This window comes from Planctomyces sp. SH-PL14 (assembly GCF_001610835.1).
In the GTDB taxonomy this organism is placed as follows: domain Bacteria; phylum Planctomycetota; class Planctomycetia; order Planctomycetales; family Planctomycetaceae; genus Planctomyces_A.
Genome location: NZ_CP011270.1, coordinates 8,142,561 through 8,156,790, shown reverse-complemented (window position 1 = coordinate 8,156,790; position 14,230 = coordinate 8,142,561). Strand labels below are relative to the sequence as shown.

Sequence of the window (14,230 nt, the reverse complement as noted above, 5' to 3'; positions counted from 1 at the left end):
GGACACGGTCGGAAGGAGTGCGTGTCCGAGCGCGAACAACGTGCCGTATGCCCCTCACCAACCCGCGGGGATTGCGAAGCGAGCGGTGTGGTGTGGGGGAGTCCTCAACGCTGGTACCACAAAGGGAACGTCCGTTGTTTTCCACGGTTCCTCATGGAAGTGCCTCCGGCGGCAAGGGGGCGAGGCCCCCTTGCCCCCAATGGCCGTAGCACGTTGGGCTTGAGCTATGGGAGCCGTGCCGGCTGGGACGCGGTTCGCGACCGAGCTCCCTTCACCGACCACTCTTCGCCGAAGCCCACTCAGAGGGCGGAGATCGGCCCCGCGCAAGCCGCCGGCAAGCGCGCGTGAAATTTGAACGAATGTTGATTAGTCTGGCGCCGTGCGGAGCGCTGGCGCACGCCGCTCCGCGGAAAGACCAACAGGTCCCCGCCTCGCCAGGGGCGTGCCGTCCAACTATTGAGGAACAAGAATGGCCAGTTCACGTCGTCGTTTTTTGCAGACCACCGCCGCCATCGGGGCCGGCGTTTTTGTCGGAAAGAACCGGTCTTTCGGTGAGGACTCCAAGTCGCCGAACGAAAAGGTCCAGTACGCCTGCATCGGGATCGGGGGCAAGGGGGACAGCGACTCGAAGGACGCCGCCGCGCACGGCACGATCGTCGCCTTCTGCGACGTCGACAGCGACCGCCGCGAGGCCCGCATCAAGGTTCCGGGCTTCGAAGCCGCCCAGCGGTTCGCCGACTACCGCGAAATGCTCGACAAGCTCGGCGACAAGATCGACGCCGTGACGGTCTCGACGCCGGACCACCACCACGCCCCGGCCGCCGCCATGGCGATGAAGATGGGCAAGGCCTGCTTCTGCCAGAAGCCGCTGACCCACACCGTCTGGGAAGCCCGCAAGCTCGCCAAGATCGCCGAAGAGAAGAAGCTCGCCACGCAGATGGGGAACCAGGGGACCTCCGAGCCCGCTCTCCGGAAGGCGGCCGCCCTCCTCAAGAAGGACTTCATCGGGGCGATCAAGGAAGTCCACGTCATCACCAACCGTCCGGTCTGGGCCCAGGGCGGTCCCCGTCCGCCGAAGGCCGAAGTGCCGAAGAACCTCGACTGGGACCTGTGGCTCGGCCCCGCTCCCGAGCGGGACTACGGCCCGGGATACCATCCGTTCGCCTGGCGCGGCTGGTGGGACTTCGGGACCGGCGCCCTCGGCGACATGGCCTGCCACACCTTCAACCTGCCTTTCGCCGGCGTCGGCCTCGCCAACCCGACCTCGATCCAGGCCTGGACGACCGGTCACAACCGCGACAGCTACCCGCAGAAGTCGAAGATCCGCTTCGAGTTCAAGAAGGGGGACAACATCGTCCCGGTGTGGTGGTATGACGGCGGCAACAAGCCGGACTACCAGCCGATGCTCGGCGACTACAAGTTCAAGGGGAATAGCGGCGCGATCATCGTCGGCGAGAAGTACACGCTGTACAGCGCCGGCGACTACGGCGGAGAGTTCGTGGTCCTCGACAAGGGGAAGCCGGTCGACCTGCCGGACGTGGAGTGGGAAAAGTCCCCCGGCCACTTCACCGAGTTCCACGAGACGATCCTCGGCAAGCGGGCGAGCGCGATGTCGAACTTCGCCAACTACGCCGGCCCGCTGACCGAAACGATCCTCCTCGGCAACCTGGCGGTCTTCGCCGCCGCCGAAGGGGAGAGCCCGAAGATCGAGTGGAACGCCGAGAAGCTCGAAGCGGTCGGCCATCCCGAACTGCAGAAGATCGTCAACAAGGAGTACCGCGGCCAGTGGGGCGCTCCGCTCGCCTGATCGCCGACTGAGGTCGACAACCTGCTGACCCACGAAACTCCCGGGATGCCCGCCATCCCGGGAGTTTTTCGTTGCGCTGATGGCTGGAGCGGGGGACGACGTCCGCCAGCGGGAACGATGGATCCGCACCGATCCAACACGGCCGCGCAGGCGGATGGGATCGCGTGTTCGGAAAGAGCTGCGGGAGAACGGAGCCCCGTCGATTTACTCGGCCGCGAGCTTCATCAGATGGGCACCGTTGCGTTTGACCATAGTCACCTGATTGCCCCGTTCGTTGTAGGCAATCTGGTCCATGAAGGTCCGCATCAGCAACAGGCCGCGCCCGCAGGGACGCTCCAGGTTCTCGGGGTCCGTCGGATCGGGGAGCGTTCTCACGTCAAAGCCGGGACCCTCGTCCCGGATCACGTACTCGACCTGGTGGGGAGTGAGCTCGACGTCGACGTAGATCCGCCGCTCCCGGTAGGGGGCGGTGTCCATCCGCTGGCGGGCGAGTTCGTAGAAGGTCGAATGATCGATCTCCCGCAGCTTGGAGCTGACCTCCAGGTTGCCGTGGTACGCGGCGTTGAGGAGCGCTTCTTCCAGGGCGACGCCGATCCGCAGCCGCTCGCTCTCCGAGAAGAGGTTCATGTCCCGCAGCAGGGCCTGCAGGTGGGCCACCAGCGAGCTGAGAAGGGCGGGATCGTTGTTCATGACGAACGAACACCGCATCGATCGCAGGCAGCGGGCCAGCGACTGACGGTTCCGAACTTCGCCCGCCAGGAGCAGGACGCGGTCGATCGTGTCGGCAAGCAGCTCGCCGAGCTGCCGCTTGGGGACGTAGCTGTCAGCCCCCTCCTCGAGCGCCCGGACGGCGGTGAGCTCGCTCCCCTGGGCCGTCATGAGGATGACGGGAATGTGCGGCGCTTCGGACTTCACCAGCCGGACCAGCTCCAGACCGTTCATGGCCGGCATCTGGATATCGGTCAGGATGACGTCGGGACAGGACCGGCGAACGATCTCGATCGCCTCCTGGCCGTCGCACGCATATTCCGGACGCCACTCGGCGGTCCGTTCGAGCAATCCCCCCGCCAGCCGGCGGTCCACCGCCGAGTCGTCGACGACGAGTATTCTGATCATTCCCCGCTCCGCAGAAGACGTGAGCGCTCGCCTGCAGCTGCAGTTTAGCAGCTCTCCAGGCCCTCTCCAAGCGGGTTCCGGGGCGACTTCAAGCCCTGCGCATTCGCCGAATGGTTGTAGCTGAACCGGCGTAAGAGGCCTCCCTCAGACCACACCGCTGGCTTTGCAGACCCCGCGGGTTGGTGAGGGGACATTCGACACGATGTCCGCGTTTGGACACGGCGCGCTTCAGACAGTGTCCGACGGCCAGGCCTCCGGCGGGCAAGGGGGCCGAGAAAACAACACAGGCCCCCTTGCATCCCCCACCAGGGGCGAGCCCCTGGACCCCGGCTAAGAGGGGGCGCGAGTCGGAGCGGCATCAGGTGAACGGACTCGTTCCCGCCGAATTTCCAAGAATCCGGGGGTTATTCCGCGGCCGACTTCCCCGCCGCCCCCGCTTCGGCCGGCTTCAGGAGCCGGCTCCAATGGCGGAGCAGGATCGCGTTTCGCAGCGGCTGGGCGGGGTTCCCGATGGTCTTCAACGTCTCCAGGGCGCGGGGATCCTTCTCCATCACCAGGGTCTCCGCAATCAGCAGCAGGGCGGATTCGGCGCGGATCGCCTCCGTGTTGATGCGGATGTAGTCCACCAGCGTCTCCTGCGCCGACTGCAGGCTCCCCTCCTCGAACTGCGAAAGTCCGACCCAGAACGTGGCGAACTGGGCCGCGGCGTTGTTCTCCGGGCTCGGAATCAGGGAAGGGGCATTGCGGATCGACAGGTAGCCGCGGCGCGTCTCCTCCCGGTTCTCGAGCTGCCAGACGCGGATCAGCTTGAGGGGTCGGTTGCTCAGGGCCTCGACCTCCTGTTGCTGATTGCCAACCTTCTGCAGCTGAACGATGGTGGGGCCGTTGAACACTCGCTGCAGAGCAGCCCAGTACCGGCTCTTGGGGACGTCCGCGGCGGCCAGGAACCGCTCTTCCGGAACCGGCCAGACGGCGATCCGGCTCCCTTCGAAGGCTCCCCCCTGGAACTCCGCGACGCGGTCGCGATAGCCCTTCTGGTCTTTCCCGGGAGCGACGAGCGGCTCGGACAGCGTGACGCGGACAATCGGCTGAAGCTGGAACTGGAGGTTCGCCATCCGGGGCGACCACCAGCTGCTGTTCCCGACGAGCCAGACCTTGGCGGTCTTGAGCCGGTCGGACGTCCAGATGTACGGCAATCCTTCGGTGTCGAGCTGGCGGAACAGTTCGGGCCGATCGACGGCCTCCTTGTAGTCCGCCACCTTCGAAACCAGCCAGGCGTCGTCGGTTGCCAGGTCCGCCGGGACGGGAAGTCCGAGCCCGGTGTCGAACAGCAGGCACCCTTCCTCGGGAGACAGGACGCCGACGATCGGAAACGCCCCCTCCTTGTCCTCCTCGGTCGTCAGAATCACGGCGTCGATCGGGAGCTGCCGCAGGACTTCAACGAACAGCCAGGCCCGCTCAAGGGCCGTCCCTTCGCCGTAGACGAGACAGTCGAAAGGCGTGAAGGCGGGCGGGTCCGGGAACGCCGCCGGGCGGAGCTGCACCTGACGCATCAGATACTGGAACAGAACGCGGGCCCGCTCCGAATCCGGGGCCTTCTTCGGGGCGATCCGTTCGACGATCTGCTGGAGCAGAAGAGCCGATCGGATGTGCTGGGCATCGCGGCGCTGGAACCGATCCGACGTCGTGTCTTCCAGCCCCTTCTCGGACACCAGATTGGCAATTCCGTCGGTCGCAGTGCGGACGGCGTTCTTCCCCCCGCAGCGTTCCGCCCACTGGTTCAGGTCGCGGAGGATCGTGTCCTCGGACGAGGAAATCCCCAGGCGATCGGGGGCGAGTCCGCGATAGGCGTCGGCGAGGACGCGATCGCAGCGGGCGTCGTCCCACTCCGCTTTCGTTGCCGTCTTGGCCGTCCCGGGCCCGGTCCTGGCTCGCGGGGCGAAGAAGTAGATGCCGAGCAGCACCACGGCGGCGGCTCCCAGCCCCCACCAGAGCCGTCGAAGGGGGTTAACTTCCAGCGAATCCTGGGGCGGCGAGGGGGAAGGGGAGGAATTGGACATGAAAGGAAAGGAGATCGCGCGGCGGATCGAATCGGTAAGGAACTGAGAGGAGACGGACCGGCCGAAACCGGCTGCTGCCCCTCTCTCTCGGCCGTCCGGCCGAAAACAGCCATCATGACGGAGAGCCCGAAGGACGGCAAATCCGTAACACATTCCATGAAGCGGCCTTCATGATCTCGGGCACGGACATCCGGTTTCGTTCCCGACGCGGAATTGGCATAAAGACACGACCGCTCGCTACCCACTCCCGTCTCCTCTCTCCACAATGGGCCTTCGACCCTCCCGCCGATTTCCACTCCGGATTTCCCCCCTCCCCCCACCGTTGAGGAGCCGATCATGGCGGACCTTGGCCGCAGAGAGTTTCTTCTGACGACGCTCACCGCCGCGCTCGTTCCGGGCTTGAGCTTCGGGGAGGACAAGCCCGCCGCTCCGGCGGCAGCCGCCCAGGAAAAGTGGCGGTCGCTCTTTGACGGAAAGACCCTGAAGGACTGGAAGACGGCGGAGTTCGGCCACGGCGGGACTGCCAAGGTCGATAACGGGCTGCTCGTGATCGGCAAGGGTGAGCCGCTGAGCGGGATCGTCTGGAGCGGGGAGGCGATTCCGAAGATCAACTACGAGATGCGCCTCATGGCGCAGCGGGTGGAAGGGGACGACTTCTTCTGCGCCCTGACGTTCCCGGTCAAGAAGGATCCCTGCTCGCTCGTTCTGGGGGGCTGGGGCGGGGGAGTGGTCGGCCTGTCGAGCCTCAACGGTTACGACGCCTCGGAGAACGAGACGACCGGGTACTTCGAGTTCGAAAAGAAGAAGTGGTACGCCATCCGGCTGGTCGTGATTGACGGCCGGATCGCGGCGTGGGTCGACGACCATCGGATCGTGAACGTCGAAACGGAAGACAAGAAGATCAGCATCCGGATCGAAGTCGAGCCGTGCGTCCCGTTGGGGGTGGCGACGTTCCGCACCACGGGAGCGATCAAGGACTTCAAGGTCCGCGAGTTGTCGGCGGAGGAAGTCAAGACGATCAACAAGGAGCAGGCGGAGTAGGCCGCGGGCGGGACGACCGGCAATGCCGCAGCGTCTCAGAAACCCGGCGGAGCCAGGCTTTGCCATGTGCCGGCACTTCCGGTTCGAACGGGATGGTCCCGCGGCGAACCGGAGCGGGGTCGGCACCGGAGAGGGATTGTGTCGAGTCCGAAGATTCGTGCGGTGGTGTTTGATCTCGATGGCCTGATGATCAACACGGAGGATGTGTTCCACATGACCGGGACGGAGCTGCTCCGCCGCCGGAACAAGATCGCGACCAAGGAGCTGTTCGCCCTGATGATGGGGCGCCGGGCCAATGAGTCGTTCGCCGCCATGAAGCAGTTCATGGAGCTGGAGGAGACGATCGAGGCGCTGGCCACGGAGTCGTGGCAGATCTTCGACTCGTTCCTCGATGAGCACCTCGGCCTGATGCCGGGCCTCACCGACCTGCTCGACCACATCGAGCGGTCGGGGCTCCCCAAGGGGGTCGCGACGTCGTCGGACCGGGAGTACCTGGGACGGATGCTCGGCCGGTTCGGACTGTTTGACCGGTTCCAGATGACCCTCACGGCGGAAGACGTCACCCACGGGAAGCCGCACCCGGAGATTTATCTCACGGCGGCGGAGCGGATCGGTGTCGCGCCGCACGAGATGCTGGTCCTGGAGGACAGCGAGGCGGGGACCAACGCGGCGGCGGAGGCGGGAGCGCACATTATCTCGGTCCCGCACGCTCACAGTGAACATATGGATTTTTCGCGTGCCAAGGCGGTCGCCAGCAGCCTGGCGGACCCCAAGATCCTGTCCCTGATCGGCTCCGCGGCGACGAAGTAGCGCCGCGGTTTCGAGAGAGGAGGTCGTGCCGTGACGTCCGCACCCGCGCCTGCTCCCACGCTTGCGTCGAACCAGTGGGCCCTCAAAGAGTGGGCGATCGTCACGGAGGCCCTGCGACAGGGGACGCAGACGATCCTCCTCCGCAAGGGGGGGATCGCCGAAGGGCCGGGGGGCTTCCGGATTGAGCACTCGGAGTTCTGGCTTTATCCGACGCAGTTCCATCAGTCGGACGACCACATCCGGGTTGAGGTCGCGGAGCAGCTGCCGTCGGTTCCGGTCCCGCCGATGGGGCAGATTCCGCTCGATGTCTATGCGGTTGTGCGCGAAGTTGAGTATGCGGAGTCGGAGGAGGCGGTGCTGCGGCGGGTTCCGGAGCAGATCCTGTCGGAGCAGACGGTGCGGGACCGGTTTCACTATCGCAAGCCCGGGCTGTTTGTCGTGACGGTCGAGGTGTTCGTGCGGGCGAGTCCGCACTGGTTGGAGGAGCGGCCGCAGTATGCGGGGTGTCATAGTTGGGTGCCGCTGGAGACGGAGCTTGATACGGAGGGATTGGCTCCGGTTTCCCGTTCTGAAGCACCTCCGGCGGAGAACTGAAGCCAAACGGGTCCAGGGGCACCCTGGTGGGGAGTGCAGAGGGGCAACGCCCCTTTGCCCGCCGGAGGCTTGGCCGTCGAGGGATGTCTGAAGGAGGGCGTATCCAGACGCGGACACCGTACCGTATGCCCCCTCACCAACCCGCGGGGATTGCAAAGCGAGCGGTGAGTCCTCAACGCTGGTACCACAAAGGGGACGTCCGTTGCTTACCACGGTTCCTCACAGAAGCGCCTCCGGCGGCAAGGGGGCGTGGCCCCCTTGACCCCAGGCTGCCGTGGCACGTTGGGCTTGAGCTGACAGTGCTGTGCCGGCAAGTACGTCCTTCGAGCCAGCGGAATAGGCCGTTCCTCCCCGTTTGGAATCGCTTGCAAATTCTCGAACCGGCCCCCGCGCACGCGGTGGAAAATTCAAGAAGCCGTTGATATCACTCGGTCTCTGGTCAGACAGATACAGATATCTTTCGGGGAGAAGTTCAATGGCGTTCAACATCGGCGAAGCTCTGGTCGGCGAAGGCAATGAAGTCGCCCACATCGACCTCATCATCGGGGACAAGGACGGGCCCGCCGGCGTGGCGTTTGCCAACGCCCTCTCGAACCAGTCCCACGGCCACAGCAACCTGCTCGCCGTCCTCGAGCCGAACCTCGCCGTCAAGCCGGCCACGGTCATGATCACCAAGGTCACCATCAAGGGAGGCAAGCAGGCCGCCCAGATGTTCGGCCCCGCCCAGTACGCCGTCGCCAAGGCAGTCGCCGACAGCGTCGAAGCCGGCATCATTCCGAAGGACCAGGCCGAGAAGCTCGTCATCATCTGCGGCGTGTTCATCCACTGGATGGCCGAAGATGAAAAGAAGATCTTCCAGTACAACTACGAGGCGACCAAGCTCTCGATCGCCCGGGCCATGAAGAACGAACCGAGCGCTTCCGAAATGCTCGCCAAGAAGGCCGCCGCCAAGCACCCGTTCTACAACGCCTGATCGCGGCCGGACCGCCACCGCGGTCCCGTCAGAACCCATCGCGTCGTCACAACCCGGTCGTACCCACGGCCGGGTTGTTGCGTTCCCGACCTCTGCCCCGTCACTCTCTCCGCGGAGCCGCACGTGAAGACGATCCTGATCCAGCTCGACACGGACCCGCATCCGAGCACCTTCGACCGCGTCGTCGCCATCGACGCCGGGGCGGAGGAACTCTTCAGCTACGGCGGAGTGACGCCGGACAACGTCACCGGGCTCGTCCACGGGGCCATGTTCACCCGCGGCCCCGGCGACCTCAAGAACACGGCGATCTTCATCGGCGGGAGCCAGGTCGAAGCCGGCGAGGCGCTCCTCAAGAAGGTCACAAAGCTGTTCTTCGGCCCGATCCGGGTCTCGGTGATGATGGACTCGAACGGGTCCAACACGACCGCGGCGGCGGCTGTCCGCGCAGCGGCCCGGCACCTCGATCCAGGACACACGACGGCGGTGATCCTCGGCGGGACGGGCCCGGTCGGCCACCGCGCCGCCCAGATCCTGGCCAGCCTCGGCGCCACGGTCCATGTCAGCTCGCGGTCCAAGGACCGCGCGGAAGCGACCTGCGCCGCGATTCGTAAGGTGGTCCCGGAGGGTAAGGTCTCGCCCTGCGGTCTGGGGGACGAAGCGCTGGCGGCTCTGGAAGGGGCGCAGTTCGTCATCGCGGCAGGAGCGGCAGGCGTCGAATTCTTTGACGAAGCGACCTGGTCGCGATCGAAGGCCCTGCAGGTCGCGATCGACCTCAACGCCGTCGCGCCGGCGGGACTGGGGGGGATCGGGATCACCGACAAGGCGGTGTCGAAGGATGGGACGATCCGCTACGGAGCGATCGGGGTCGGTGGGACGAAGATGAAGATCCATCGGGCCGCGGTGCAGAAGCTGTTCGAGTCGAACGACGCGATCCTCGACACCGCCGCGATCTACGAGATCGCAAAGACTCTGTAGCCATCTCGCTCCGCGAGATGAGCCAGCACGCGGCGGCATCAAACCTGAACCCGCGTCGCCCGGCGAATCCCAACCGTGATTCTCAGTCCGCGCGACCACCCGCCGGACGCGCAAGCTGGATCTCCGAAATCACCGGGAAGTGATCCGAGCGGACCGCTGGGCCGACCCGGAAGTCCCGCACGGCGATCGTCTCGGAGACCAGAACGTGGTCGATGGGGATCGACAGGAGCGCGTTCCCCTGCGGCCACGTCGCTTTGAATCCATACCCCTGGCGACCATCTCGAAGCCGGGCGACGGAAAGCAGATCGCGGAATGCATACGACCACGGGGTCGCGTTGAAGTCCCCGCAGAGGACCACCGGCTCCGTCCGGCCGCGCAGCTCTCCGGCGGTCTCCGCCAGAAGCTCGTCCCTTAGCCGGGTGAATCGCGGCCCGGCCGGCGGGACGGGATGGGCTCCGGCGATCAGGAGCGGAGTTCCTTCGACATCGATCCGGGCCACCATGGTGGGGCAGCCGAACGACCGGGGCAGGAACCGCGCCTCTTCCAGCGGGCGGGTGCTGTAGAGAGCCGCCCCCCACGGGCTGTCGAGCTCCGACCGGCTGAACGCGAACGCAAACAGTCCGGAAGCCCGGACCGCGGCGTCGTACTTCGGCGTCAGCTCCGAGATGTAGAGAACATCCGGCTTCTCGCGGCGGAGCCATTCCAGCAGCGGAGCGGCGTCCATGTTGTCGACATGGACGTTTGCGGAGCAGATCTTCAGCCGCGGGCCGTCCGCCTGAACCGCCGCGGCTGGCCAGGAGAGGCTGGCGATCGCCAGGAGATTGACCGTCAGGGGAACGCTGACCGCCGCGGCGAGCCGCCCGCGGCGGAGACAGATCGCCGCCAGGAGCGCGACGCTCAAACCGAGGATCGCCTGAAACGGAAAGTGCGACAGTAGGTCGATGGGCCACCAGTACCGCCCGGCGATCCAGCCGATCGGTGGCAGAAACCCTGCCAGGACAATCAGCCGGCACCACCGGATGACGATCCGGACCAAGAGAGAAGTCCGCTCCGCCTCTGTCGCTGTCTGAACGGGCACTGTGGCGGGCGACTGGGTGGAGGGGTGAGGCTCAGTGGGGGCGGCAGACACGTTCGACTTCCGCCCGATAGGCCGCTTCCAGACGCTTGGTGATCGGTCCGGGGTGTCCCCCCGCGATCGGACGCTGGTCCACTTCGATGATCGGCAGGACCTCCGCGGTCGTGCCGGTGACGAACAGCTCGTCGATCTCCCAGAGATTGTTGCGGGTGAGTGCGTGTTCTTCGCACGGGATGCCGGCCGCTTCGGCGAGGTCGAGGACGAGGCCTCGCGTGATTCCGGGGAGGATGTTCGCTTCGAGCGGCGCGGTCAGCAGGTGGCCGCGGGCGATGCCGAAGACGCTGGTGTGCGAGCCTTCCGTGATGGTGCCGTCGTCCGCGACGAGGAGCGCCTCTTCGCAGCCCGCTTCATGGGCATCCTGGGCGGCGAGGCAGTTGGCGAGGAGGTTGGTGGACTTGATGTCGCACCGCTTCCAGCGCTGGTCCTCGACGAGGATGGCGGTGGCTCCCTTGCCGCGGAGCGAGGCGAGCGGGTCGCCTCCCAGGTCTTTGACCCAGATCAGTTCGTTGGGGGTCGGCGTCGGCTTGGGGAAGTGGTGCATCCGCGGGGCTTCGCCGCGGGTGACCTGGATGTAGATGAGGCCGTCAGTAACCCGGCTGTGCTGGAGGGTCTCGTGGACGCGGGTTTCGAGGCGGGCGCAGTCGATGGAGAGCCGGAGTTCTTTGAGGCTTTCGCGGAGGCGGTCCATGTGTTCCCGTTCGAGGAACGGGCGGCCGTGGTAGACGCGAAGGACCTCGTAGACGCTGTCGCCGAACAGGAAGCCGCGGTCGAGGACCGAGACGCGAACTTCGCTGAGCGGGAGTTCGGAACCATTCCAGTTGGCGAGCGGTTCTTGCATCACGGATGTGTGGTGTTGAGGGACGGGATAGGTGGTTTCAAGGATACGCGATCCGACGTACGGGAGGCGAGCCGGTCGAACAACGTGCTTGCCGGCGCGGCGTCCGACGCTCAAACCCAACGTGCCACGGCAGCTGGGGTCAAGGGGGCCTCGCCCCCTTGCCGCCGGAGGCATTCCTGTGAGGAACCGTGGTAAACGACGGATGCCCGCTTTGTGGTAGCAGCGGGTTGGTGAGGTGGCAGACGGCACGATGTCCGCGTTTGGATACTCCGTCCTTCAGATATCTCTCGACGGCCGGGCCTCCGGCGGGCAAAGGGGCGTTGCCCCTCTGCACTCCCCACCAGGGGGTACCCCCTGGACCCCGGTGGGAGAGGCGGCGTTTAAGCATTCCCGACGCCGCTTGTTGGTTTCCCGGGCGGCGTCCGTATCATGAATAAAACACACCCCACGAGGTCGACATGGCCCAGGCAATCGCCAACCCCGAAGAACTCCGGGCTTTCGCCCTCAAACTCAAACAATTCAACACCACCATCGCTGATCAGGCCCAGATCCTCGCCGGTCAACTCGAAGCCCTCAGCACCACCTGGCGAGACCAGGAAAACGCCAAGTTCGCCGAACAGTTCCGCGAACACCTCCGCCTGCTGGGCGCCTTCATCGAGGTCAACAACCAGCACATTCCCTACCTCGTCCGCAAAGCCGAGCGGCTGGAAGAATACCTCCAGCAGCGCTAGGCTACCGGCGATTCCGGGAATCGCCCCTCCAACCGAACGTCATCGGGCATGCGGGTTCTGGTCGACCACTTTGCGAGCGGAGACGCCCTCTTCTCCGGCGCCGTTCTTCTGCTCCTGGGGGTCTGGTACGGCCGCGCCGGACGGCCCCAACTCGCCACGATGCTGGTTCTCGCCAGCCTCATCGTCATCCTCCTCTCCTCCACGCCGCTCCCGCCCCTCCTCTACCTGAGCTGGGGGATGGCACTCGTCTACTGGTTCCGCCGCGGCACCAGCCAGCGCCCCACCATCCTGCTCGCGGCGGTCACCCTCGTCTGCGTCGGCAGCGAAGTGCAGACGCTTCTCCGCCGACTCCCCCGGCTCGCTCCAGATCACTCTGTCGCGATCCTCGGCGACTCCCTCACAGCTCAGTACGAGGGAGACAACGCCACCTGGACCGACGCCCTCGCCGGCGCGGGACGACACATCCTGAACCTGGCCACTCCCGGAGCTCGACTCGCCGACGGAATCGTCCAGGCGGCTGACATCCCTGACGACTGCCAGTCGGTGATCATCTTCCTGGGAGGCAACGACATCCTGGGGGGGACATCGTTCGAGGAGTTCGCGTCCCGTCTCGACCGACTCCTCGCCAAGGTCGCCCGCCGGGAACGAACGGTCTACGTCGTCGAACTCCCGCTCGTCCCGTTCGGCCATCTCTACGGCGGAGCCCAGAGACGGCTGGCCCAGCGACACGGAGCGGCCCTGATCAGCAAACGGATCGTCTCCCACACGATCTTCCGCGACGGTGCGACGACCGACGGACTGCATCTCTCCTCGGCCGGAGCCCGTCACCTCGGCGAGGCGATTGCGGCGAGAATCGGCCCCTGAACGGGGGGTGGCACGGGGCCTACGCCTCCAGGGCGGGAAGCGGTTTGAACGGGCCGTTCAGCAGCGACGCGCTGTCGGTCTTGAGCCACGACTGCAGCACCGTGGCGTACACCTGCCGGAAATCGGTGTGATGCTTGAGGTCCCCCTGGTCCAGATCGGTCAGGCTCGGATGCCGTCCCAGCAATCCGGGCTTCACCCCCGCCCCGACGAGAAAGACCGGCGCGGCCGCACCATGGTCGGTCCCCTCGCTGGCGTTCTCGGCCAGCCGGCGGCCGAACTCGCTGAAGACCATCGTCAGGACGCGCTCCTGGTTCCCCTGCGTCTTGAGGTCCCCCATGAACGCTTCGATCGCCTCGCCCAGCTGCCGCAGAAGCCCCGCATGCGCCGCGGCCTGCTGGGAGTGGGTGTCAAACCCGTCCAGCTCGACATAGTAGATCCGGGCCGGGAAGTTCGACGCGATGAGCTGTCCCGCCAGTTGCAGCTTCCGGGAGAGCTCCGCCTCCGGATACTTCGAGCCCGACGCCGGACGGGACGCGATCTGCTGGAGCCGCTCGCTGACATCGAGGGCCGACGACGTGCTGGTCTGGAGAAAGCCCAGCAGGTCGTCCTCGCCGGACCGCGGCGCGGAGGCGAGCTTCTGGACCGTCGCGAGGCCGCCTGACTCCTTCACGTCGAGCCGGAACTGATCGAGCGACTGCACCGAGGGAACGCGAACGTGATCGGCTGTGAGCGCGAAGGGCTGCTTTCCGCCGCCGATATGCATCGCCGACGTGTCGTCCCCGTGAGTCGCCTCCAGGTACTTCCCGAGCCAACCCTCGGTCCGGCGGTCGGTCTTCCTCTGGCAGGTGTGCCAGATGTCCATCGACTCGAAGTGCGACCGGTTCGGATCGGGATAACCGACCCCCTGAATGACCGAGACCTGCCGCGCCTCCAGCAGCCGGGCCAGAGGCTGGAGAGCGGGATGGAAACCGAGGTCGTTGCCGATCTTCAGAACGTCCTTGGCCGGGATCGCCAGCTTGGGGCGGTCGCGGTAGTAGATGTCCTCTTTGTACGGAACGACCGTGTTGAGCCCGTCGTTCCCGCCGGTGAGCTGGACCACCACCAGGATCCGCTCGTCGCTTCGGGCCGCGTCCGCCGCAGCCGCCGCGCGAACGAGAAGGTCCGGAGCCCAGGCGCCCAGCCCCACCAGCGATCCGTACTGAGCCGAGTTCCGCAGAAACTGCCGTCGATTGATGAACATCGCCTTGCCTCTCGAAAACCTGCCGTGGATTCCTGCCCGTGCGCCG

Annotated in this window: 13 protein-coding genes; 8 read left to right on the top strand and 5 right to left on the bottom strand. The window is 65.9% G+C overall.

From position 1 onward, the window contains the following. Positions 1-469: 469 nt before the first annotated feature. A complete protein-coding gene (locus tag VT03_RS31500; RefSeq protein WP_075096678.1) occupies positions 470-1,807 on the top strand; it encodes a Gfo/Idh/MocA family oxidoreductase in 1,338 nt (445 codons plus the stop codon). Between the two features lie 204 nt (positions 1,808-2,011). Here the strand turns inward: VT03_RS31500 and VT03_RS31495 are convergent, their stop codons facing one another. Together VT03_RS31495 and VT03_RS31490 are read right to left on the bottom strand one after the other, a co-directional pair. Continuing rightward, the gene (locus VT03_RS31495) at positions 2,012-2,923 is read right to left on the bottom strand and encodes a response regulator (RefSeq protein ID WP_075096677.1); all 912 of its coding nucleotides are present in this window, start codon (positions 2,921-2,923) and stop codon (positions 2,012-2,014) included. A gap of 404 nt (positions 2,924-3,327) precedes the next feature. After that, positions 3,328-4,983, bottom strand: a complete 1,656-nt coding sequence (locus tag VT03_RS31490; protein WP_156514915.1) for a tetratricopeptide repeat protein — start codon at positions 4,981-4,983, stop codon at positions 3,328-3,330. Positions 4,984-5,319: 336 nt separating this feature from the next. On the opposite strand from VT03_RS31490, the gene VT03_RS31485 reads away from it, so the two are divergent. The 5 genes from VT03_RS31485 (at position 5,320) to VT03_RS31465 (ending at position 9,376) form a co-directional block, all read left to right on the top strand. Next, on the top strand, positions 5,320-6,024 hold the full coding sequence (locus tag VT03_RS31485; protein ID WP_075096675.1) for a DUF1080 domain-containing protein: 705 nt from the start codon (positions 5,320-5,322) through the stop codon (positions 6,022-6,024). Positions 6,025-6,162: 138 nt separating this feature from the next. Then, positions 6,163-6,834: an HAD family hydrolase gene (locus tag VT03_RS31480; RefSeq protein WP_075096674.1), complete on the top strand. Its 672-nt coding sequence runs from the start codon at positions 6,163-6,165 to the stop codon at positions 6,832-6,834. Positions 6,835-6,864: 30 nt separating this feature from the next. After that, complete coding sequence (locus VT03_RS31475) at positions 6,865-7,428, top strand: DUF1802 family protein (protein ID WP_075096673.1); 564 nt, start codon at positions 6,865-6,867, stop codon at positions 7,426-7,428. 475 nt (positions 7,429-7,903) lie between these two features. After that, positions 7,904-8,401, top strand: coding sequence for a formaldehyde-activating enzyme (gene fae / locus VT03_RS31470; RefSeq protein WP_075096672.1), 498 nt, complete (start codon positions 7,904-7,906; stop codon positions 8,399-8,401). 123 nt (positions 8,402-8,524) lie between these two features. After that, complete coding sequence (locus VT03_RS31465) at positions 8,525-9,376, top strand: NAD(P)-dependent methylenetetrahydromethanopterin dehydrogenase (protein WP_075096671.1); 852 nt, start codon at positions 8,525-8,527, stop codon at positions 9,374-9,376. An 82-nt stretch (positions 9,377-9,458) separates the two neighbouring features. On the opposite strand, the gene VT03_RS31460 is transcribed toward VT03_RS31465, so the two are convergent. Together VT03_RS31460 and VT03_RS31455 are read right to left on the bottom strand one after the other, a co-directional pair. Then, a complete protein-coding gene (locus VT03_RS31460) occupies positions 9,459-10,412 on the bottom strand; it encodes an endonuclease/exonuclease/phosphatase family protein (RefSeq protein ID WP_075096670.1) in 954 nt (317 codons plus the stop codon). A gap of 73 nt (positions 10,413-10,485) precedes the next feature. Beyond that, positions 10,486-11,349, bottom strand: coding sequence for a D-amino acid aminotransferase (locus VT03_RS31455; protein ID WP_075096669.1), 864 nt, complete (start codon positions 11,347-11,349; stop codon positions 10,486-10,488). A gap of 458 nt (positions 11,350-11,807) precedes the next feature. On the opposite strand from VT03_RS31455, the gene VT03_RS31450 reads away from it, so the two are divergent. Both VT03_RS31450 and VT03_RS31445 read left to right on the top strand, forming a co-directional pair. Continuing rightward, positions 11,808-12,080 (top strand): WXG100 family type VII secretion target, encoded by a 273-nt coding sequence (locus VT03_RS31450; RefSeq protein ID WP_075096668.1) that lies wholly within the window; start codon positions 11,808-11,810, stop codon positions 12,078-12,080. Between the two features lie 48 nt (positions 12,081-12,128). Then, on the top strand, positions 12,129-12,944 hold the full coding sequence (locus VT03_RS31445) for an SGNH/GDSL hydrolase family protein (protein ID WP_075096667.1): 816 nt from the start codon (positions 12,129-12,131) through the stop codon (positions 12,942-12,944). Between the two features lie 19 nt (positions 12,945-12,963). Here the strand turns inward: VT03_RS31445 and VT03_RS31440 are convergent, their stop codons facing one another. Next, positions 12,964-14,184, bottom strand: coding sequence for a DUF1501 domain-containing protein (locus VT03_RS31440; protein WP_075096666.1), 1,221 nt, complete (start codon positions 14,182-14,184; stop codon positions 12,964-12,966). Positions 14,185-14,230 lie beyond the last annotated feature (46 nt).

What these genes read in the sequence shown, in the direction of transcription:
- VT03_RS31490 (WP_156514915.1), bottom strand. Translation starts at nt 4,983, where the DNA reads ATGTCCAATTCCTCCCCTTCCCCCTCGCCGCCCCAGGATTCGCTGGAA.
- VT03_RS31455 (WP_075096669.1), bottom strand. Translation starts at nt 11,349, where the DNA reads ATGCAAGAACCGCTCGCCAACTGGAATGGTTCCGAACTCCCGCTCAGC.
- VT03_RS31485 (WP_075096675.1), top strand. Translation starts at nt 5,320, where the DNA reads ATGGCGGACCTTGGCCGCAGAGAGTTTCTTCTGACGACGCTCACCGCC.
- VT03_RS31495 (WP_075096677.1), bottom strand. Translation starts at nt 2,923, where the DNA reads ATGATCAGAATACTCGTCGTCGACGACTCGGCGGTGGACCGCCGGCTG.
- VT03_RS31500 (WP_075096678.1), top strand. Translation starts at nt 470, where the DNA reads ATGGCCAGTTCACGTCGTCGTTTTTTGCAGACCACCGCCGCCATCGGG.
- fae (WP_075096672.1), top strand. Translation starts at nt 7,904, where the DNA reads ATGGCGTTCAACATCGGCGAAGCTCTGGTCGGCGAAGGCAATGAAGTC.
- VT03_RS31445 (WP_075096667.1), top strand. Translation starts at nt 12,129, where the DNA reads ATGCGGGTTCTGGTCGACCACTTTGCGAGCGGAGACGCCCTCTTCTCC.
- VT03_RS31450 (WP_075096668.1), top strand. Translation starts at nt 11,808, where the DNA reads ATGGCCCAGGCAATCGCCAACCCCGAAGAACTCCGGGCTTTCGCCCTC.
- VT03_RS31440 (WP_075096666.1), bottom strand. Translation starts at nt 14,184, where the DNA reads ATGTTCATCAATCGACGGCAGTTTCTGCGGAACTCGGCTCAGTACGGA.